At 69.3% G+C, this 19693-nt stretch carries 18 protein-coding genes; 8 read left to right on the forward strand and 10 right to left on the reverse strand.

What is annotated here, in order from left to right:
• Positions 1–77 precede the first annotated feature (77 nt).
• Both JNUCC0626_RS16680 and JNUCC0626_RS16685 read right to left on the reverse strand, forming a co-directional pair.
• On the reverse strand, positions 78–1937 hold the full coding sequence (locus JNUCC0626_RS16680) for a DUF1996 domain-containing protein (protein ID WP_394620678.1): 1860 nt from the start codon (positions 1935–1937) through the stop codon (positions 78–80).
• Positions 1938–2114: 177 nt separating this feature from the next.
• Positions 2115–2699, reverse strand: a complete 585-nt coding sequence (locus JNUCC0626_RS16685; protein WP_394620679.1) for a TetR family transcriptional regulator — start codon at positions 2697–2699, stop codon at positions 2115–2117.
• Positions 2700–2794: 95 nt separating this feature from the next.
• Between JNUCC0626_RS16685 and JNUCC0626_RS16690 the strand changes: the two genes are divergently transcribed.
• Positions 2795–3826, forward strand: a complete 1032-nt coding sequence (locus JNUCC0626_RS16690) for an NAD(P)-dependent alcohol dehydrogenase (RefSeq protein WP_394620680.1) — start codon at positions 2795–2797, stop codon at positions 3824–3826.
• A 47-nt stretch (positions 3827–3873) separates the two neighbouring features.
• Entirely contained in the window at positions 3874–5286 is a 1413-nt protein-coding gene (locus JNUCC0626_RS16695) for a glutamate decarboxylase (RefSeq protein ID WP_394620681.1), read from the forward strand.
• A 50-nt stretch (positions 5287–5336) separates the two neighbouring features.
• On the opposite strand, the gene JNUCC0626_RS16700 is transcribed toward JNUCC0626_RS16695, so the two are convergent.
• The gene (locus JNUCC0626_RS16700) at positions 5337–5807 is read right to left on the reverse strand and encodes a roadblock/LC7 domain-containing protein (RefSeq protein WP_394620682.1); all 471 of its coding nucleotides are present in this window, start codon (positions 5805–5807) and stop codon (positions 5337–5339) included.
• Positions 5808–5812: 5 nt separating this feature from the next.
• Entirely contained in the window at positions 5813–6184 is a 372-nt protein-coding gene (locus tag JNUCC0626_RS16705) for a hypothetical protein (protein ID WP_394620683.1), read from the reverse strand.
• Positions 6185–6415: 231 nt separating this feature from the next.
• Between JNUCC0626_RS16705 and JNUCC0626_RS16710 the strand changes: the two genes are divergently transcribed.
• The gene (locus tag JNUCC0626_RS16710) at positions 6416–6820 is read left to right on the forward strand and encodes a hypothetical protein (RefSeq protein ID WP_394620684.1); all 405 of its coding nucleotides are present in this window, start codon (positions 6416–6418) and stop codon (positions 6818–6820) included.
• 17 nt (positions 6821–6837) lie between these two features.
• Positions 6838–7569 carry a DinB family protein gene (locus JNUCC0626_RS16715; RefSeq protein WP_394620685.1) on the forward strand — a complete coding sequence of 244 codons (732 nt, stop codon included), beginning with the start codon at positions 6838–6840 and terminating at the stop codon, positions 7567–7569.
• Here JNUCC0626_RS16715 and JNUCC0626_RS16720 read toward each other — a convergent pair.
• Genes JNUCC0626_RS16720 through JNUCC0626_RS16735 form a run of 4 tightly spaced genes read right to left on the reverse strand, consistent with a single transcriptional unit; the run spans position 7559 to position 12243 of the window.
• Entirely contained in the window at positions 7559–8464 is a 906-nt protein-coding gene (locus JNUCC0626_RS16720) for a carbohydrate ABC transporter permease (protein WP_394620686.1), read from the reverse strand. The genes JNUCC0626_RS16715 and JNUCC0626_RS16720 overlap by 11 nt on opposite strands.
• Positions 8461–9771, reverse strand: a complete 1311-nt coding sequence (locus JNUCC0626_RS16725; protein WP_394620687.1) for an ABC transporter permease subunit — start codon at positions 9769–9771, stop codon at positions 8461–8463. Before JNUCC0626_RS16725 ends, JNUCC0626_RS16720 begins: the two co-directional genes overlap by 4 nt.
• Positions 9768–11042, reverse strand: a complete 1275-nt coding sequence (locus tag JNUCC0626_RS16730) for an ABC transporter substrate-binding protein (protein WP_394620688.1) — start codon at positions 11040–11042, stop codon at positions 9768–9770. Before JNUCC0626_RS16730 ends, JNUCC0626_RS16725 begins: the two co-directional genes overlap by 4 nt.
• Positions 11043–11049: 7 nt before the next feature.
• Positions 11050–12243 carry an ABC transporter ATP-binding protein gene (locus JNUCC0626_RS16735; RefSeq protein WP_394620689.1) on the reverse strand — a complete coding sequence of 398 codons (1194 nt, stop codon included), beginning with the start codon at positions 12241–12243 and terminating at the stop codon, positions 11050–11052.
• A 134-nt stretch (positions 12244–12377) separates the two neighbouring features.
• On the opposite strand from JNUCC0626_RS16735, the gene JNUCC0626_RS16740 reads away from it, so the two are divergent.
• Both JNUCC0626_RS16740 and JNUCC0626_RS16745 read left to right on the forward strand, forming a co-directional pair.
• On the forward strand, positions 12378–13061 hold the full coding sequence (locus JNUCC0626_RS16740; RefSeq protein WP_394620690.1) for a response regulator transcription factor: 684 nt from the start codon (positions 12378–12380) through the stop codon (positions 13059–13061).
• Positions 13058–14272 carry a sensor histidine kinase gene (locus JNUCC0626_RS16745; RefSeq protein WP_394620691.1) on the forward strand — a complete coding sequence of 405 codons (1215 nt, stop codon included), beginning with the start codon at positions 13058–13060 and terminating at the stop codon, positions 14270–14272. Before JNUCC0626_RS16740 ends, JNUCC0626_RS16745 begins: the two co-directional genes overlap by 4 nt.
• Here the strand turns inward: JNUCC0626_RS16745 and JNUCC0626_RS16750 are convergent.
• Positions 14269–14565 carry a YiaA/YiaB family inner membrane protein gene (locus tag JNUCC0626_RS16750; protein WP_394620692.1) on the reverse strand — a complete coding sequence of 99 codons (297 nt, stop codon included), beginning with the start codon at positions 14563–14565 and terminating at the stop codon, positions 14269–14271. The genes JNUCC0626_RS16745 and JNUCC0626_RS16750 overlap by 4 nt on opposite strands.
• A gap of 396 nt (positions 14566–14961) precedes the next feature.
• Here JNUCC0626_RS16750 and JNUCC0626_RS16755 point away from each other — a divergent pair, with 396 nt between their 5' ends.
• Together JNUCC0626_RS16755 and JNUCC0626_RS16760 are read left to right on the forward strand one after the other, a co-directional pair.
• Positions 14962–16467 carry a sigma-70 family RNA polymerase sigma factor gene (locus JNUCC0626_RS16755; protein WP_394620693.1) on the forward strand — a complete coding sequence of 502 codons (1506 nt, stop codon included), beginning with the start codon at positions 14962–14964 and terminating at the stop codon, positions 16465–16467.
• A gap of 49 nt (positions 16468–16516) precedes the next feature.
• Positions 16517–16990, forward strand: a complete 474-nt coding sequence (locus JNUCC0626_RS16760) for a hypothetical protein (RefSeq protein ID WP_394620694.1) — start codon at positions 16517–16519, stop codon at positions 16988–16990.
• Here the strand turns inward: JNUCC0626_RS16760 and JNUCC0626_RS16765 are convergent.
• Entirely contained in the window at positions 16976–19648 is a 2673-nt protein-coding gene (locus tag JNUCC0626_RS16765) for an AfsR/SARP family transcriptional regulator (RefSeq protein WP_394620695.1), read from the reverse strand. The genes JNUCC0626_RS16760 and JNUCC0626_RS16765 overlap by 15 nt on opposite strands.
• Positions 19649–19693: the final 45 nt, after the last annotated feature.

Consider the following 19693-nt stretch of genomic DNA (forward strand, 5'->3'; position numbering starts at 1 on the left):
GTTGGGGCGCCGCACAAACGAAAAACGGGTGGAGTCTCCTCTGTTCGAGGAGGCTCCACCCGTTTCGGGGGACTAGATCATTCCTTGCACTTGCGCCCTTCGTTCACGCACTTCACGATCTTGCCCATCGTCTGCTCGGAGTTGACGTTGGCGAAGTCGTTGTGGTCGGAGAAGGGGTTGTGCTCCTCCTCCGGGAACGCGTCGAGCTGGTACTGCCCCTTCTGCTGAACGTCGCGAGCGATGTTGTAGAGGATGCTGATCCGCAGCTGCGGGATCGCCTTGAAGCCCTGCGGGCAGGCGCCGGTCTGCTTGTCGGCGAACCGGACGTGGTCGCGGTGGTTCGCGCTGTCCGCGTTCTGACCGTCCCAGCAACCCGCGAAGTCGTGCACTCGCATGACCTTGCTGCCGTTGGGGCAGATCACGTACTTGTCCGACAGGCGGTCTTCGAAGCCGCTGCAGGTCCACGTCGCGCGGGCGTTGGCCGGACCACGGCTGGTCGGCTTGGCGTCACCGGTGACCATCTTCAGGAACAGCGGCATGCCCGTGACCTTGCTGGTCGCGTTGCCGCGGTACTCGAGCTTCACCTCGGCCGGGCGGACGATCTTGCCGACGTTGCCGACCAGTTCGTTGTTCTTGCCGGTGGGGGCGGCGAGCGGCGGAGCCGGCGGGGCGGTGGTGGTGTTGGCAGGCGGGGCAGTGGTGGTCGCGCCACCGTTGTTGCCGTTGTTGTTACCGCCGTTGTTGTTGCCGTTCCCGTTGTTCCCGTTGTTGTTGCCGCCGTTGTTGTTCTCGCCGCCGGCGTTGCCCTCGTCCTCGTTGAGACCGCACTTGGCGAGGCCGCCCAGGTTCTGCGGCTTCTCGGCGTTGCGGCCGATCGCGATGGCGATCCGGTCCAGCGTCGCGGCCCGCTTGTCCTTCAGCGGCCCGAGAATCGCGTTGTCGACGAAGTTCGCCCCGCCCTGGCCCTTGCTCTTCACCAGGCGCTGGTTGGCTTCGGCGATCTGCTTGTCCAGCTGGTTGAGGTTGTCGTCGACCTCGTCCAGGGCCTGGTCCGGCACGCCGGGCAGCGCCTCACGTGCCGACGGGCACTTGATGGTCGGCGTCGCGGCGTCCTGCAGGTTGCGTTCCTGCGGTTCGTTGTTCTGCTCGGCCTGCTGGAAGATGCCTTCAGCGGCGAACTTCTTCGGCTTCGAGTGTCCACTGTGGCCACTGCCGCCGCCACCGTGACCCCAACGCAGGTCGCAGTCGGCCAGCGACTTCAGGTTCGGCTTGCGCCCCTGGCGGGCCAGGGCGTTCGCCATGCTCTCGAGGGTGGCGGCGCGCTTGGCGCGCAACGGGCCCAGGACGGTGTTGTTGACGAAGTTCGGGTCGGCCGGGTTCTGGGCCTTGGCCACGCGGTCGTTGGCTTCGCGGAGCTGCTGGGCGAGCTGCTGGAGGCTGCGGATCATCTGGTCGCGCAGGCGCTGCGGTACGGCGGGCAGCCTGGTCGCGACACCGGGGCAGGCGACCTCGCCCGGTCCCATGTCCTTGATCTTGTCCGGGTTCGAGCCGACGTTCTGCGGGTTGGCAGCGGGGTTGATGCGCACGACAGGCCAGAAGTACGACGACTGATCGCCGTTGCGGCAACTCGTCTCCGCGTCGAGCAGGCTCTCGTCGGTCGACTCCGCGCTGATGCCCTGGTTGCCCACGAAGTCGTGCACGTGCTGGGCACCGTGCTTCAGACCTGGCTGGGCGACAGGGTTGTCGGCGCTGAACTTGCCTTCTTCGTTGGTACCGCAATCGACTCTGAACACGCCACTGGCGCCGTTCTTGCCGACCTTGGGCTCGACGACGTTCTTGGCCACCTTCTCGATGGCCACGAACGCGCTGAGCGGCGCAGGTTCGCCGTTCTTGGCGGCGAACGCGTACGTCGCGGTGCCCGCAGCGACCACGGCCACCGCAGACAACGATGCGATCAGGCGAAACTTCCGTCTGTCCGTCACGCGGTGCGTCATACGGACTCCTCGTTCAAGCGGCGCATGACCGGGAGTACGTACGTGAGGCTTCATCGGCTCAATCAAATTGTTACCGGGATTTTGGAACCTGCGCCCCCACCGTCTGAACAGGAGGTTCGCTCAGGGAGCGATGACCCTGTGCACGCTCTCACGCAGCAACGCGCGCCGCTGGTCATGCACCTCGCCGGGCTCGTCGGCGGTCGCGGCGTAGACGTTGCTGACCGGCGACCACGCCATCGACATCGCAATAACCATTGCCATCAAATCGAATGGATCGCCGGGCCGAACCAGACCGGCTGCCTGCGCGTCGGCGATGGCGCTCAGCTTGGTCGCGTCCATCCGGTCGCCGTCCGCGACGAGGTACCCCGCCGGGCGGCGTTCGAGACGGGTCCAGGTGGCGAGCCGGATGAGGTCCGGGCGACGCAGGTACTCGTCGTAGAGCCGGACCGCCCAGTCCGCGAGGTCGGTCGCGTCGATCGGGACGACCGTCATGATCCGTTCCAGCGACGCGAAGAAGATCTCGTCGAACAGACCTTCCTTGCTGCCGAAGTACGCGTAGAGCTGGGCCTTGTTGGTGCGGGCCGTCTCCACGACGCGTTCGATGCGGGCACCCGCGATGCCGTGGCGGGCGAACTCGTCGGTCGCCGCCTCGATGATGCGGTCCCACGTCGCGGCTCCGCGCGCGGTCAGGGGCTTCTCGGCCATGCGCGCGACCCTAGCAACAGAACAGTCGGTTTGCTTTGCCCGGAGATCGGAGTACCGTCGAACGAAACAAACCGACTGTTCTGTTTGGGAGAGCGATGCGCACCACCACCGGCTGGCAGGCCACCCGTGACGGCCTGCGCCCGACCCCGATCGAACGCCGCGACCTGCGCCCGGACGACGTCGCGGTGCGGGTGGACTTCTGCGGCGTCTGCCACACCGACCTGCACGCCCTCAACGCCCACGACGGCGGCCCGCTGGTCCCCGGCCACGAGTTCACCGGCGTCGTCACGGAGGTCGGCCCCGCCGTCACGCGGTTCGCCGCCGGAGATCCCGTGGCGGTAGGCAACATCGTCGACTCGTGCGGCAAGTGCGTGATGTGCTTGGGAGATCAGGAGAACTACTGCGCCGAGTTCCCGACCCTCACCTACGGCGGCACCGACCGCCACGACGGCACGACGACCCTCGGCGGCTACTCCCGGGAGTACGTGGTGCGTGAGGACTTCGCCTACCCGCTGCCCTTGGGCCTGGACCCGGCGGCCGCCGCGCCGTTGCTGTGCGCGGGCATCACGGTGTGGGAACCGTTGCGCGCGTTGAACGTCGGCGCCGGCACACGGGTCGCGGTGGCGGGCCTGGGCGGGCTCGGACACCTGGCCGTCAAGTTCGCCGTCGCGCTCGGCGCCGAGGTGACGGTGCTCAGCCGCACGCCGGACAAGGCGGCGGACACGCGGAAGCTCGGTGCCGTCGACCTGCTGGTGACGACGGACGAACAGCAACTCTCCGCCGCGGCACACCGGTTCGACGTGCTGATCGACACCATCGCCGTGCCGCACGACCTCAAGCCGTACCTCGGGGTCGTGGCCGTGGACGGCACGCTCAGCCACGTCGGCGACCTCGGCACCGTCACCGTGGACGTGATGGACCTGTTGCCGGGCAGGAAGAAGCTCAGTTCGTCCGGCAGCGGCGGACGAGCGCAGACCGCGGCGATGCTGGAGTTCTGCGGCGAGCACGGCATCACGGCGGACGTCGAGGTGCTGCCGTCCCGCGAGGTCGGCACCGCACTGGAACGGCTGGCGCGCAACGACGTGCGCTACCGCTTCGTGCTGGATCTGTCCGATCTGGACGGCTGACCCGCGGGTCCGGTGGCGAGATCGCCGCGGACCGCGAGAATGGGGGTGTGCCGCTCACACATCCGTCCGACCCGCGCCGCCACACCAGGGGCCACGTCGAGGCGAACCCCGTGTTCCTCCGCGAGCCCGGGGGCATCCCCCGCGACCGGATGCCCCTGGGTGAACTGGACGCGGACACCGCCTACCAGGTGGTGCACGACGAACTGATGCTCGACGGCAACTCCCGGCTCAACCTGGCCACCTTCGTGACCACGTGGATGGAGCCCCAGGCCGCGAGGCTGATGGCCGACTGCGCCGACAAGAACATGATCGACAAGGACGAGTACCCGCGGACCGCCGAGCTGGAACAGCGGTGCGTGCGCATGCTCGCCGCGCTCTGGCACGCGCCCGACGCGGACCAGCCGACCGGTTGTTCCACCACGGGGTCCAGCGAGGCGTGCATGCTCGCCGGCCTCGCGCTGAAACGCCGCTGGCAACACCGGCGCCGCGCGGCCTCGCTGCCCACCGACCGGCCGAACCTGGTCATGGGCGTCAACGTCCAGGTCTGCTGGGAGAAGTTCGCGAACTACTGGGACGTCGAGTGCCGGCTGGTGCCGATGGAGGGCGACCGGTTCCACCTCACCGCGGACCAGGTCGCCGAGCACTGCGACGAGAACACCATCGGCGTGGTCGCCGTCCTCGGGTCGACCTTCGACGGCAGCTACGAACCCGTCGCCGAGATCTGCGCGGTGCTGGACGCACTGCGATCCGAACGCGGCTGGGACATCCCGGTGCACGTCGACGGCGCTTCCGGCGCGATGATCGCACCGTTCTGCGACCCCGGACTGGAGTGGGACTTCCGGCTGCCGCGCGTCGCTTCGATCAACACCTCCGGCCACAAGTACGGGCTCGTCTACCCCGGCGTCGGCTGGGTGCTCTGGCGCAACGCCGCCGCGCTGCCGGAGGACCTCGTCTTCCACGTCAACTACCTCGGCGGCGACATGCCCACGTTCGCCCTCAACTTCTCCCGCCCCGGCGCCCAGGTGGCCGCCCAGTACTACTCGTTCCTGCGGCTCGGGGTCGACGGCTACACCCGCGTCCAGAACTACAGCCGGGACGTCGCGACGAGCCTCGCCGACCGCATCGCCGCGCTCGGCCCGTTCCGGCTGCTCACCAGAGGGGACCAGCTTCCCGTCTTCGCCTTCACGGTCGCCGACGACGAGACCCGGTTCTCCGTGTTCGACGTCTCGGCCGCCTTGCGGGAACGCGGCTGGCTCGTCCCCGCCTACACCTTCCCCGCCCACCGCGAGGACCTGGCCGTGCTCCGGATCGTCGTGCGCAACGGGTTCACCCACGACCTCGCCGACCTCCTGATCGACGACCTCAGCCGCAGCCTGCCCGTCCTGCAGGCCCAGCGACAGCCGCGCCACGACGAGAGTTCCGCCGCGTTCGCCCACGGCACCGACACCCGCGCGTCCTGACGGTCGTGTGAGGAAGGCCGGTCGCCTCGAAGGAGCGACCGGCCGTTGCCTCACGACTTCGTGAGCGTCTCCTGCAACAGGGCGAGTGCCTGCTTGGCGCGGACGTTGAACATGCCCATCGTGGTGTCCCGTTCGCCGAGCACGACCAGCAACGTGTCCTCGTCGACGCCGAACACGCCTACCTGGCCGGACTCCCCCTCGAAGAACACGGCGCGGGGACTGCCGACCCTGGCCTGCGAGGTGAACTGGGTCGCGAGTCCCGCGGCCGCGGCGGCCATCGCGGCCACGCCGTCGTCCTCGATGTCGCGCGTGATCCCGCACAGCACCAGGCCGTCCCGCGTCGCGACCAGCACCCCGTTGATCGAGGCGGTGTCGATGTCGTCCTGGATCGTCTTGAGCGCCTCGGTCATCCTCCTGGCGTTGTGGCCTGCTCCCTGCCGCGCGATCGCCGGTGCCGGCTGTGCCGCACCGCGCCTGCGCAGGGGCAGCGCGCCGGAGTTCTGCGCTGCCTGGGTGGACATCGCGGTCACACCGTCAGGTCGGCTTCGATGGCCTTGAGACTGTGCCTGGCCAGTGCGAGGTTCGCGCGCTCGCGGTCCAGGACGAGGTAGAGGAACAGGGAGTTGCCGCGCTTGCCCCCGGTGAGCAGGCGGATCAGGTGGTACTGGCGGTGCAACGTGATGAGGATGTCCTCGATCTCGTCGTTCAGGTCGAGCGCCGAGATCACCCGCTGCTTGGACCGGACGACCTCGGTGTTGCCGGCCGCGGCCACCTCCAGGTTCAGCCAGTCACCCCCGCCGAGCGAACCGAGCGACATGCCGCTGTCGTAGTCCACGAGCGCGACACCCACCGCTCCCGTGATGGTCATCGCCTCTTTGAGCGCCGTTTCGATGTTCATCCGAATGCTTCTCCTCGTGCGCGCCTCGTCACACGCGGTTGCGATTTCATTGATGCCCCACCGAAAACCGCAGGCAGACCGCGTGATCACGTCACCCTACGTCGCCATCGCGGGGGTGATAGGACTGTTCGGAGCAACCCGGTCCGTTGAGGACCGAACGAAGCTCCTGTCAGGACAGTCCACACCGGTCGTTCGGGACCGGTACCGGGCCGGTTCTGCCAGGCTGACCGCATGAGTCGACGGTTCGTCTGCGCGTTGCTCGTCACGGGACTGATCAGCGCGTGCGGCAGCGCTCCCACACCGCCACCGGAGAGCCCTGCGCCCACCACGACCACGACCACAGCCGCGAAGACCGAGATCGTGCTGGAGGTGACGGGCACGGCCACGATCACCACGCTGACGCTGACCGTCGACGGGACCGCCACCGAGGAGAAGAACGTGGCGTTGCCGTGGAACAAGACGCTGGAGTTCCCGCAGAAGAGCGGCAAGCACGAGTGGAAGCTGGAGATGTCCTACGACGGCGGCACCGTGCACGCCAAGGGCGTCTCGGCCGGACGCCTGCTCACCCAGACCAGCGGCAGCGGCTCGCCGGGCAGCACGAACTCCGCCAGGCTGTCGGGCAGCATCTCCGACTGAATCCCGGAAGGAACTCCATGAGCCTCCCCGACGACCTACGCGGCGCGGCCTTCACCGACGTGAGCCTGCGCGGCGCCCGGTTCACCCGCGTGAACTTCTCCGGCGTGGTCATGCGGGCGGTCGAGGTCGGCGGCACGGACATCGACGCGCCGTGGCTGCTCGACCGTGGGAGCGCGCTCCTCGTCAACGGCGTGGACGTCACGCCGTACGTCGACGCCGAACTCGACCGCCGCTTCCCCGGCCGTTCCGAACGCCGCGCGCAGGACCCGGACGGGCTGCGCGCGGCGTGGGCGAAGGTCGAGACCGCCTGGGCCGCAGCCGTGCAACGGGTGCCGGAGGGCGCGCAGGACGTCTCGGTCGACGGCGAGTGGTCGTTCGCCCAGACTCTCCGGCACCTGGTCATGGCCACCGACACCTGGTTGCGCGGGCCCGTTCTCGGCGTCGAGAAGCCCTACCACCCGCTGGGCATGCCGAACGCCGAGTACGAGACCGACGGCTACGACATGGCCGTCTTCACGTTCGGCACCCCGCCCTACGCCGAGGTGCTGGACGCCCGGGCCGACCGGGTGGCGATGGTCCGCGACTTCCTCACCACCGTCACCGAAGCCGACCTGGCCGTCCCCCGCGCCAACCCGTGGGAGCCGAGCCGCCAGGAGTCGACCCTCTCCTGCCTGCACACGATCTTCGAGGAGGAGTGGGAGCACCTGCGCTACGCCACCCGCGACCTCGAGGCGATCGCTACTTCGTAGACCCGGCCAGCACGCCCTGCACGAAGTACTTCTGGAACACCAGGAACACCGTCAGCGGCACGATCATCGACAGGAACGCGCCCGTCGACAGCATGTCGATGTTGGTGCCGAACTGGCGGAGCTGCGCCCGCAGCGCCACCGTGATCGGCGCCGAGTCCTGGTCCGCGAACACCAGCGCCACCAGCAGGTCGTTCCACACCCAGAGGAACTGGAAGATCGTCAGCGACGCGATCGCCGGCTTGGCCACCGGCAGGATCACCCGCTGGAAGATCACCCACTCCGTCGCGCCGTCCATCCGCGCGGCCTCGATCAGGTCGCGCGGGATGCCGGTGAAGAAGTTGCGCAACAGGAAGATGGCGAACGGCAGGCCGAACGCGACATGGAACAGCACCACGCCCGCGATCGTGCCGAACAACCCGACCGCCCCGAACAGCTTCGCCACCGGGATCAACGCGACCTGAATCGGCATCACCAGCAGCCCGACCACGACGACCGTCACCACCTCGCGGCCCGGGAACTCGATCCACGCCAGCGCGTACGACGCCAGCGACGCCATCACCACGACCAGAACCGTTGCGGGCACGGCGATGTAGAAGGTGTTGAGGAACGACTGCCACACCGTCCTGTCCGCGACGAGGTCGGCGTAGTTCGCCAGGGTCAGCTCGGCGGGCTTGGTGAGGACGGTCCACCAGCCGCTCGCGGTGTTCGCCGACGCGTCCCGCAGCGACGCGAGCAGCAGGCCGACCACCGGCACCAGCCAGAACACCGCCACCAGCGCCAGCAAGACCTGCACGACACCGTTGCCCAGCCGGGAAACGAGCCTCGTCAGCACACCTCTGCGCGGCGTGCCGGACACCGGCACGTCGATGCGGACCTCGTCGGTCACAGCAGTCACGACCGCTCCCGTCGGAATCGGCGGATGTTGAACAGCATCGCCGGCGCCACCAGCAGGAACAGGATCACCGCGAGCGCGCTGCCCGCCCCCTGGTCGCCGCCGGTGCCGAACGACACCTGCCACATCTGCAACGCCAGCACGTTCGCCTCGCCCTGCACCGATCCCGGCGCGATGACGAACACCAGCTCGAAGATCTTCAACACGTTGATCACCAGCGTCACGAACACCACCAGCAGGACCGGTGACAGCAGAGGAATCGTCACCCGGCGGAACACCTGCCACTCGGTCGCGCCATCGACCCGCGCGGCCTCCAGCGCGTCCCGGGGAATCGCCGAGAGCCCCGCCGCGATGAACGTGATCGCGAAGCCCGTCATGATCCAGATCCAGGACGAGATGATCACCGGGGTGATCAGCGTCGAACCCAGCCAGGTCAAGCCGCGGAACGGCAGCGCGAAGTTCTCCTTCGCCAGCCGCACGGTCACCTCCCCCGCGCCGAGGTCGGGGAACGTGAACCGGCCGTCGTCGCCGCTCGTCGTGCGGCCCACGACCTTCCCGTCCCGCACGGCCTCCACGGTGATGCCGGGCAGTCCGCGTTCGGTCGGGTCGACGGTGCCCGCCCTGCCGCCGAGCGACACGTCGAGCCACAACACCCCGCGCAGTTCACCCTCGCCGGCGGCCGGCGGCGACGGTGGCAACGCCTGCGCGGGCACGTCCTGCGGCGGATACCCGATGAGCGGCACCGAGATCGTGTCACCCGCCTGCGCCGGCCGGATGGACGCGAACCCGGCTTCCGTTGCGGCGTAACCACCTCGCGGCCGCGCGCCGGGGTACTGCGAGGCCGGGCTGAAGACGTCGTGCACGCCGACGACGGCCGCGTTCACGACGCCCTCTCCCGGATTCTCCTCGTACACCAACCGGAAGATGACCCCGGAGGCGAACAGCGAGATCGCCATCGGCATGAACAGCACCAACCGGAACGCCGTCGCCCACCTGATCCGTTCGGTCAGCACGGCGAGGATCAGGCCGAGCCCGGTGACGGCCGCCGGGGCGACCACGACCCAGATCACGTTGTTGCGGAACGCCGTCAGCGTCCGGGTGTCGGTGAACGTGTCGACGTAGTTGCGCACGCCGACGAACTCGTCCCCGCTGGCGTCGTAGAAGCTGCGGATCACCGAGAACATCAGCGGGTACAGCACCAGCGCCGCGAGCACCACCAGTGCGGGGAGCAGGAACGGGATCGCCTGCCGGGGCGAACGCCCCGGCGCGGCGTCCACGCTCGCGCGGAAACTCCGCTTTCCGGGCGTCATTTGCCGTAGGCCTTGGCCGCGTTGGCTTCCAGGCGTTGCATGATGCCGCCGACGTTCTTCGGGTCGGCGAGGAAGTCCTGGAGGTCCTTCCACTCCCCCGCGCCCTTCGTGCCGCCGAACGCGGCCGGCGCCAGGTCGGACATGTCGAACCGGACGTTGTCGCCCGCGTCGACGATCCGGCGCGCGAGGTCCTGCGTGACCTCGTCGGGGTAGGAGCTTTCCGGAATGTTCCTGTTGGGCGAGAGGAACCCGCCGAGCTCGGCCCAGATCTCGCCGGACTCGGGTGAAGCCAGGAACTTCATCAGCTCGGTCGTCGCCTCGTCGTCCTTGAACTGCACGGCCATGTCACCACCGGCGACCACGGCGTCCTCGCTGCCCGCGACCGACGGGAACGGGAAGAACTTCGCGTCCTCCCCCACCTTCGCCCGCGTGTTGGTGGTGATCACGCTCGCGACGAAGTCCGCCTCGAACACCATCGCGGCGCTCGAAGGCTCGCCGAAGACGTTGATGACGGACTTGGTGAACTCGGTCTGCAACGCGCTCGGGGCGATCAGCGTCGGGTCGCCCCAGAGCTTCGCCAGTTCCTCCAACGCCTTCCTCACCGTCGGGTCGGTCCACGGGATCTCGTGCTTCGCGAGCTTGTCGTAGTTGTCCGGCCCCGCCGTGCGCAGGTAGACGTTCTCGAACCAGTCGGTGAGCGTCCAGCCGTCCGCGCCGCCGATCGACACCGGCGCGAGTCCGGTCTCGGCGATCGCCTGGCTCACCGTGATCAGGTCGTCCCACGTGGCGGGTGGCGTCGCACCGACCTGCCGGAAGGCCTTCGCGCTGTACCAGAACGCGGACTTGTTGGCGGCCTTGAAGGTGATGCCGTAGAGCGTGCCGTCGACGCTGCCGAGTCGCTTCCACACCCCGGCGTTGTGCTCGGTGATGGCCTTCTCGACTTCGGCGCCCAGCGGCTTGAGGGACCCGGCCTTCGCGAACTGGGCGACCAGGCCGGGCTGGGCGACCAGAGCGATGTTCGGTGGTCTGCCCCCGGAGATTCTGGTCTGCACCAGGGTCGGCAGTTCGTCACCGGCGGGTGTGTACCTCACCTCGGCGCCGGTCCGGTCGGCGAACGCCTGGAGGACCTGCTCGAAGTTCTTCTGCTCGTCCCCGGTCCACGGCCCGAAGACCTCGACGGTCTGACCCGAGATGTCGCCTCCGGTCGCCGTCGCACCCCCGGAGCACGCGGCGGCGGCCAGGGCGAGCAACGCGATCCACTGCATCCTCATCGAAGCCCTACTTCCAGATGGAGGACCCGGTGGCCAGGTCGAAGAAGTGCAGCCGGGACGTGTCCACCCAGGCGGCGACGGGTTGTCCTTCGTAGATGCGGGTGCGCGGGCTGAACCGGCCGACCAGCACGGTTCCCCTGCCGCCGGACGTCAGGTCGCCGGTGCCGGCGTCCCGCGCCAGCTCCCGGGTGTCGTCGGTGACGACCGGCGGGGCGTCGACCGGGAAGTGCACGAGCACGTCCGATCCCATGGCCTCGACCAGGTCCGCGATCGAGTGAAGGATCTCGCCCTCCCGCGCGTCGGCCAGGGCCGTGTCCTCCATGTCCTCCGGCCGGATGCCGACCACGACGTCGCGGCCGACGTACTGCTTCAACCGGGGACGTTGCCGCAGCACGAACTCCGGCAGCAGCAACGCGTCCGAGTCGAGCGAGACCCACAACCGGCCGTCGGCGTCCTCGGTGAGCTTCGCGGACACCAGGTTCATGCCGGGCGAGCCGATGAACCCGGCGACGAACAGGTTGACCGGCCGGTCGTAGAGCTCCTGGGGCGGCCCGACCTGTTGCAGCACACCGCGGCGCATCACGGCCACCCGGTCGCCCAAAGTCATGGCCTCGGTCTGGTCGTGCGTGACGTACACCGTGGTCACACCGATCTCCCGTTGGATGCGGGCGATCTGGGCCCGCATCTGCACGCGCAGCTTGGCGTCCAGGTTGGACAGCGGTTCGTCCATCAGGAACACCTGAGGCGCGCGCACGATCGCCCGGCCCATCGCGACGCGCTGCCGTTGCCCGCCGGAGAGGTTGCGCGGCTTGCGGTCCAGGTGCTCGGTCAGTTCGAGCACGCCCGCGACCTCGCGCACGCGGTGGTCGATCTCGGCTTTCGGGAGCTTGCGCAGCGTGAGGCCGAACGCGATGTTGTCGTAGACGTCGAGGTGCGGGTAGAGCGCGTACGACTGGAACACCATCGCCACGTCGCGGTCACGTGACGGCACGTCGTTGACGACCTGATCGCCGATGTGGATCGTGCCCTCGGTGATCTGCTCCAGCCCGGCGATCATCCGCAGCGCCGTCGTCTTGCCGCAGCCGGACGGGCCCACGAGCACCAGGAACTCCCCGTCGCGGATCTCCAGGTCGAGGTCGCTGACGGCTCTGGTGCCGTCGCCGTAGGCCTTGCCCAGCCCCGTCAGAACGACTTCTGCCACGCCAACTCCCTGCTCCGGTGTGTCCGCAGACCTTAGGCCCGCCCGTCCCGAAGAAGATCCGAGGACGAAACACGATCGCGACAAGCTCGCGCCAAGCCTCCCAAACGACGCGTTCGCTGCTTACCCTGCGTGCTATGTCGAAGGTGCTCGTGGTCGAGGACGACCCGGTGGTCCAAGCAGCGCTCGTGCACGCGCTGACCGACCTCGGGCACGTCGTGCTGGCCGTCAGCACCGCTGTCGCCGCGTTGCGGGAGGCCGATACCTCCGACCTCGACCTGGTGATCCTCGACCTCGGGCTGCCCGATCTCGACGGCGTGGCGGCGCTGCGGATGCTGCGCGGGGTCAGCAACGTGCCGGTCATCGTGGCGACGGCGCGGGGTGCCGAGACGTCGGTCGTCAGCACGCTGAACGCGGGCGCGGACGACTACATCATCAAGCCGTTCTCGGCCGAGCACCTGGCCGCGCGGATGAACGCCCTGCTGCGCCGCACCAACGGCGCCGCGACGGTGTCGGAGGTCGTGGAGCTGGGTGACCTGCGCATCGACCTCGCCCAGCGGACGGCCACGCTCGGCGACGCCGTGCTCGCGCTGAGCAGGCGCGAGTTCGACCTGCTCGCCTACCTCGCGCAACGGCCGGCGCGCGTCATCTCCCGCCGTGAGCTGATCCAGGCGGTGTGGGGCAACGCGTTCGCGGGTGACGACAAGACGATCGACGTGCACGCGTCGTGGTTGCGGCGCAAGCTCGGCGAGACGGCGGCGCATCCCCGTTATCTGCACACGGTCCGCGGCGTCGGGTTCAAGCTGGCGGCGCCGGAATGAGGGCTGTCATCACCCGCGCGCTGCTGCTCGGCGCGGGGTTGGTAGCCGTCGTTTTCGTGCTCACCGCAGGGTTTCTGACCTACTCGCACAGCGTTCAGACCGCCGCCGAGGCCGATCGACGCGACGCGGCCGTGGTCGCCGGGGTGCTGGCGGTGTCGTCCGACGCCGACGCCGTGCGGGGCACGATCGCCCGCACCGCCGCCGGTGCCGAGGGCCGGTTGTCCGTGGTGCTGGCGGACGGCACCCGGCTCGGCGCGGGCGGCGGCGAGCCGGTGAGTTCCGTCGACGGAGCCGTGGTCTCGGTCGTGCCCGCCCCGGTCGCGTTCCCGTTCCTCACGATGTTCCTGGTGATCGTGCTCGCCGGGGTGTCGCTCGCGGGCGCGCTGTGGTTGGGGCACCGGACTTTCACGCCCGTGCTGCACGCGTTGCGAGACCTCAAGTCCTCGGTCGGGCGGCGGGTGCGACTGCGCGGCCCCCGCGAACTCGAGGAGCTCGCGGACTCGATCGACGAGGCGTCGTCGCGGACCTCGCTGCTGCTGGCCAAGGAACGCGAGATGATCGCGGACGTCTCACACCGGCTGCGCACCCCGCTGGCGGCCCTGCGGCTGGACGCCGACGCCGTCGGGTCGGGCGCGGTGGCCGACCGGATCCGCAGCGCGGTCGGCACCCTCGGCCACGACGTCGACCGGATCATCCAGTCGTTGCAGCCGACCGAGGTCGAGGTGGCCGGCAAGTGCGACGTGGCGGCGGTCGTCGAGACCAGGATGGTGTTCTGGTCCGCGCACGCCGCCGACCAGGGCAGGGTGTGCGAGATCGACGTCGGCGAGCCGTGCTGGGTGCCGCTGTCCCCCGACGCCCTGGGCGCGGTGGTCGACACGTTGCTGGAGAACGTCTTCCGGCACACCCCGCCCGCCGCACCGGTCGGCGTGTCGGTGGTGCGACACGCCGGCTGGGTGACGTTGGTGGTGGAGGACGGCGGCACGGGCTTGGCCGACCCGTCCTCGGCGTTGCACCGCGGCAGCAGCGGAGGCGGCTCGACGGGGCTGGGCCTCGACATCGCGCGCGCGGCCGCGGAGGCCACCGGCGGCACGATCCACCTCGAACGCGGACGGCTCGGCGGCGCGCGCGTGCGGCTGCGGTTCGGAGAGGCCAACAGCCACCACGAACCGGAGAGCCCGCGCGCGTGGCGGCTGTGGCAGGGGCACCACTAAGCAACGTCGAGCTTGTACGGATCGTGCTCGGTCAGCAGCTTGTCGAGTCTCGCGCGGTCCACACGGCTCGTGATGTACGTGTCCTCCTGCCGGTCCCGCAGCACCTTGGCCAGGGTGAACGCCGAGGTCACGGTGTAGAGCATGGCGATGCCGAGGAACGCGCGGACCCAGCCGTCCACGGGCAGGAACACGACTCCGATGCCGACGGCGGTCAGCGAGAGCCCGAACGAGAGGACCGCCTGCACGTAGAACGCGGCGGTCGTCGGCGTGTGCGAGGGCGCGGGAGCAGTCATGATCCGAGAGTCCTGGGTCACCACGCCGCTGTCATGAGTACGGCTACTCATGTCGTGGTCACGGGTTGGGCCGTTCACATTCCGGAACGACCACTCGTTCTTTTGACCTAACGCTACCTGCTCCTTTTGCGGCGTTATCAAAAAATGACCTGCGAGCCGATTAGTTTTGCGAACGAAGGTGACGTTCCGCATTGTTGGTGACCAGGCGAGTACACCGCTCCGACGCTGCTGCTTGTGCGTGCAACCACTAGGGCCATCCGGCCTGTGTTCGGCTGAATTTGCCGCTCAGATGAGGCTGCTCCATTGCATCGGGCCCGGATGCGTGGATTGTTCGGGTTGAGACATCTCGATAGGGTCCGCGTATCAGTACAGGGCATCACGTTAAGAGGACTTTCTTTGATCGGGCAGCGTGGACGACCGCCGTCGGATGCCGACCTGATCGACGCCGTGAGAGACGGCCAGGTCGAGGAGTACGGCAAGCTCTACGAACGGCACGTGCGCTCGGCGTCCATCCTGGCGATGCAGCTGTCCTCGTCGTCCTCGGACGCCGACGACCTCGTCGCGGAGGCGTTCGCGAAGGTTCTCGCCGCGTTGCGCGCGGGAGGCGGGCCAGGGGCGTCGTTCCGGCCGTACCTGCTGACGGCGGTGCGGCACGCGGCGTACGACCGCACCCGCAAGGAGAAGCGCGTCGAACTGGCCGGTGACGTCGAGGAGGTTCCCGGCGCCACCAAGGCGACCAGCGTGCCGTTCCGCGACGTGGCCGTCGACGATCTCGACCAGACGCTGGCGGCGACGGCGTTCGCGACGTTGCCGGAGCGGTGGCAGACGGTCCTGTGGCACACGGCGATCGAAGGGCAGTCGCCCGGCGAGATCGCGCCGTTGCTCGGCCTGACCGCCAACGGCGTTTCCGCGATGGCGTTCCGTGCGCGCGAGGGGCTGCGCAAGGCGTTCCTGCAGGCGCACGTCAACCAGGAGCCGGCGGAGAAGTGCCGGGCCACGGTGACGAAGCTCGGCGCGTGGACCCGCGGTGGCATCAAGGGCCGCGATGCCATCTCCATCGACGAGCACATGGACACCTGCTCGGAGTGCCGCAAACTCGCCAGCGAACTGTCCGACGTCAACGGCGCGTTGCGCGGCCTGGTCGCGCCGATCGTGCTCGGCACGGGCACCGCTGGGTATCTCGCCGCCGCAGCAGCTGCGGGCAAGGGTGCGGCCGTGGGCATCAGTCTCACGTCGTGGCTGGGCGTCGCCGCCTCGGCAGCGGCGGTCGTCGTGGTCGCGGCCTCGGGCGTGGTGAGCTCGGACAGCACCACGTCGGAAAGCACCACCACGATCCAGGGCGCGGCACCGGTGGTCGGCGGCACGAGCGCGTCGGACGGCGTTCAGCAGACCGGCCAGCAGGGCCAGCCCGGCACGTCGCAGAGCTCGGGTGCGCCGCCGACCGGCACCTCCGCCGGGTCCGCCGCACCGGGCGCGGGCACGAGCGGGGCCAACGCCCCCGCCACGACGACCACGCAGGGCGGCCCGCTGGTGCAGTCACCGGTGCTGTCGGGGTCCGGCCCCGGCACCATCGCGATGACGACCGACGGCCCGGCGAACGAGATGAACATCGTCATCACCAACAACGGACCGGGCACCGCGACCGTGCCGACGCTGACGCTGAACATGCCGGACAAGATCAAGACGGTCGGGCCGGGCAAGACGTCCGTCGGCGTGGTCGGCTGCCCGGCGGGCAAGGGCAGCGTCACCTGCGAGGGCGGTCAGACGCTCGCGCAGGGCCAGTCGATCACGTTCCGGGCGCGCCTGCAGGCGGGCAACAAGGCGGGCGACGGCTCCATCACGGCGGTGGCGGGCAGCGTGACGGTGAACGTCCAGATCACGATCGCCCAGGCCTCCGCCTGAGAGTCCACTTCGGACAGCGGGATCGGCGCGGCCGTCGCACCATGGACGGGTGGACGAGCTCGTTTCGGCGTTGACGGAGCTGGAAGCGCCGTTCCGCACGCTCGTGGACGACTCGGAGTGGGCGCACGCGAGCGTGGAGGGGCTGGTGCTCGACGCCGGTTCGTGGTGGACCGCCGACGACCGGACGCGCGTGCAGCCGCAGGTGACGTTCAGCGACGCCTTCAGCGAGGCGGGCCGCCACAACGGCGGGGTGTACGTCGAGGGGTTCATCTGGGCCGCCGGTCAGGCGGTCGCGGCGGCGTGGTGCGGCCTCGGCACGTCCGTCGTCTACGGGCCGCGCGCGGAGGCGTACCTCGGGGTGCCGTTGTCACCGCACTTCTGCCGCCGGATCCAGCAGCGCAACGGCACAGCCGCGGTGCTCATGAGCAAGCATCCGCGGCTGTTGCCGTTGCTGCGGGACGGGTTGCCGCGCGGGGCGGTGCTGCCCGGTGGACTCGCCGGGCCGCGCTCAGTCGGTGCCTAGTGCGGCGAACCTCTCGTCGGCTTCCCGTTGGTGTTCCTGGGCTTTCGCCGGATCGGCGACGGCCTGCGCGAGGTGTTTGTGCGCGTTCGCGGCCTCACGCCGGTCGTCGATCCGTTCGGCGAGTTCGAGCGCCTCGTGCAGCCGGGTCACGGCCTCCCCGGCGCGTCCGGCGGCGGTCAGCACCTCGCCGAGGTAGTTGAGCACCACCGTCTCCGTCGTGACGTCACCGATGGCGCGCACGGCGTGCAGTGCGGACTCCAGCGCGTCCAACGCCTCGGCGTGCCGTCCCATCGCGTGCAGGATCATGCCCAGCGCGCTCTGGGTGTCGGCCTCGTCGCGGCGGCTGCCCATCTCGCGCATGAGCGTGAGCGCCGACGTGCACGCCTGCAACGCTTCGTCGTAGCGACCGAGCGCGCTGTAGATGTTGCTGACGTTGCTCATGGCCTGCGACTCGAGGTGCCGGTCGCCGAGTTGCCGCGCCACCGTGATGGCCTGTTCGAGCAGTTCGGCGGCCTCGGTGTGGCGTTGCAGGGTGCGGTAGACCAGCGACAGGTTGTTCAACGTGCCCGCGACGCCCTGCAGGTCGCCGAGGTCGCGGAGCATCTCGATCGCGCGCTCGTTGTAGTGGATCGCCTTCGGGTACTGCGCGGTCTGCCAGAACACCATCGCGTAGTTCTTGGTGGTGATCGCGAGCGCGACCGGTTCGTCCTTCGCCGCTTCCAACGCGAGTTCGTTGATCGTGGCCCAGTCACGCGTGTGGCCGCGCACCATGCAGAAGAACGTCAACGCGCGCGCGAGTTGCCACGTGTGTGTGCGCCAGTCACCGTCGAGTGAGAGCGCTACGGCGGCGACGAGCGTCTGACGTTCGGTCTCCAGCCACTCGACGGCGTGGTCGTAGTCGCGCAGCACCAGCCGTCCCTCGGGCCGGTAGCTGATGTCGACCTCGTACTTGCGCGCGGCGGGCGACATCAGCCTCGTCGCCTGGTTCGCCGTGTCCAGGAAGTGGTCGAGCAGCCTGGTCAGCGGCTCTCTCGTGGCGTGCACCTTGGACTGCGCGTACTGCCGGAGCAGGTCGTGCATCCGGTAGCGGCCGACCGTGGTGGCTTCGAGCAGGTGCACGTCGACGAGGTCCTCGAGCATGCCGTCGCACTCCAGCACGCCGAGGTCGCCGAGCGCCGCGGCCTGGTGGACGTCGAGGTCCGTGCCGTGGTGCAGGCCCAGCAGGCAGAACAGCCGCTGGTGTGCGGCGGGGAGCTGGCCGAACGACAACGCGAAGACCGCGTCCAGTTCGGATAATCGTCCCTCGCGCAGCCGCGTCGCGAGGTGGGCGGTCGTCCACGTGGGACGGCTGCGCAGACGTCCGGCGGCCAGCCGGACGGCGAGCGGCAGGCGTCCGCAGAGCTCCACGACCTGGCGGGCCGCGTCGTCGGTGCCGCGTTCGTCGCCCACGATCGTGGCGAACAGCTGCAGCGCTTCTTCTTCGGACAGCACATCGAGCGTGAGCGTTGAGGTGCCTTCTAGTTCCGTGAGGCGCGCACGGGACGTGACAAGCACCAACGAGCCCGGCACGCCCGGCAGCAGCGGACGCACCTGGTCGGCGCTCACCGCGTTGTCGAGCACGACGAGCAACCGCCGGGTGGACAGCTCGCCCCGCCACATGGCGGCGCGTTCGTCGAGGCCGACCGGGATCTCTTCCAGGCCGAGCGCGCGCAACAGCACGTCGAGCGCGTCTGTCGGTTCCACGGGCGCACGTCCCGCCGTGTGCGCGTGCAGGTCCACGAACAGCTGACCGTCCGGGTACTCCAGCCGGTGTGCCAAGTGGACGGCCAGGGTCGTTTTTCCGACGCCGGGCATGCCGTCGATCGCGGAGATCACGACCGCCGCCTTGCCGGTGACGGCCCTGGTCAGCCGTTCGATCTCGGCGGTGCGGCCGGTGAAGTCGGCGACGTCGCGGGGCAGCGTGTTGAGCGCGGGCCTCGGTTCGTCGCCCCGGAGCAGCTTCGCGTGCAGTGCGCGCAGGTCGCTGCCGGGATCGGTGCCGAGCTGGTCGGCCAGCAGCACGCGGACGTCCTCGAACGTCCGCAACGCCTCGGCCGGCCGGTTCGCGCGGTGCAGCGCGTGCATGAGCTGCAACCACAGCTGTTCGCGCAGCGGGAACTGCTTGGTGAGCCGGCGCAGCTCGGCGATCAGCCGTTCGCCCTGGCCCAGTTCGATCGCGAGCCGCGCGTGCTGCTCGGCGACGGTGAGCCGGCGCTCCTGCAGGAGCGTGAGTTCGGCTTCGAGCCGCGGCCCGACCGTGAGGCCGTCGAGCGCCGGTCCGCGCCACAGTTCCAGCGCCTCGCCGTAGTGACTGACCGCCTGGGCGTGTTCTCCCTGTTTCAGCGCTTCGTCCCCCGCCGCGCACCTGCGTTGGAAGACCTCGACGTCCACCTCGGCGTCCGGCACCTTGAGCCGGTACCCGCCGGGAACGGTGACGAGGTCGTCCAGCACGAGCTTGCGCAGCGCCGCGACGTACGTCCGGATGTTCGATTCGGGAGCGGCCGGTGGGGACTCCCACACCGCCTCGCTCAGATGTTCAAAGCTGACCGTCTCGTTGGCGTGCAGTGCCAACGCTGCCAGCAGAGCCCTTTGCCGGGGCCCGCCCAGCCGCAGTTCCACGCCCCCACGCCAGATCTGCAGCGGCCCAAGAAGCCGATACCGCAC

Origin of the sequence: Lentzea sp. JNUCC 0626 (assembly GCF_043632865.1) — a bacterium.
Classification (GTDB): domain Bacteria; phylum Actinomycetota; class Actinomycetes; order Mycobacteriales; family Pseudonocardiaceae; genus Lentzea.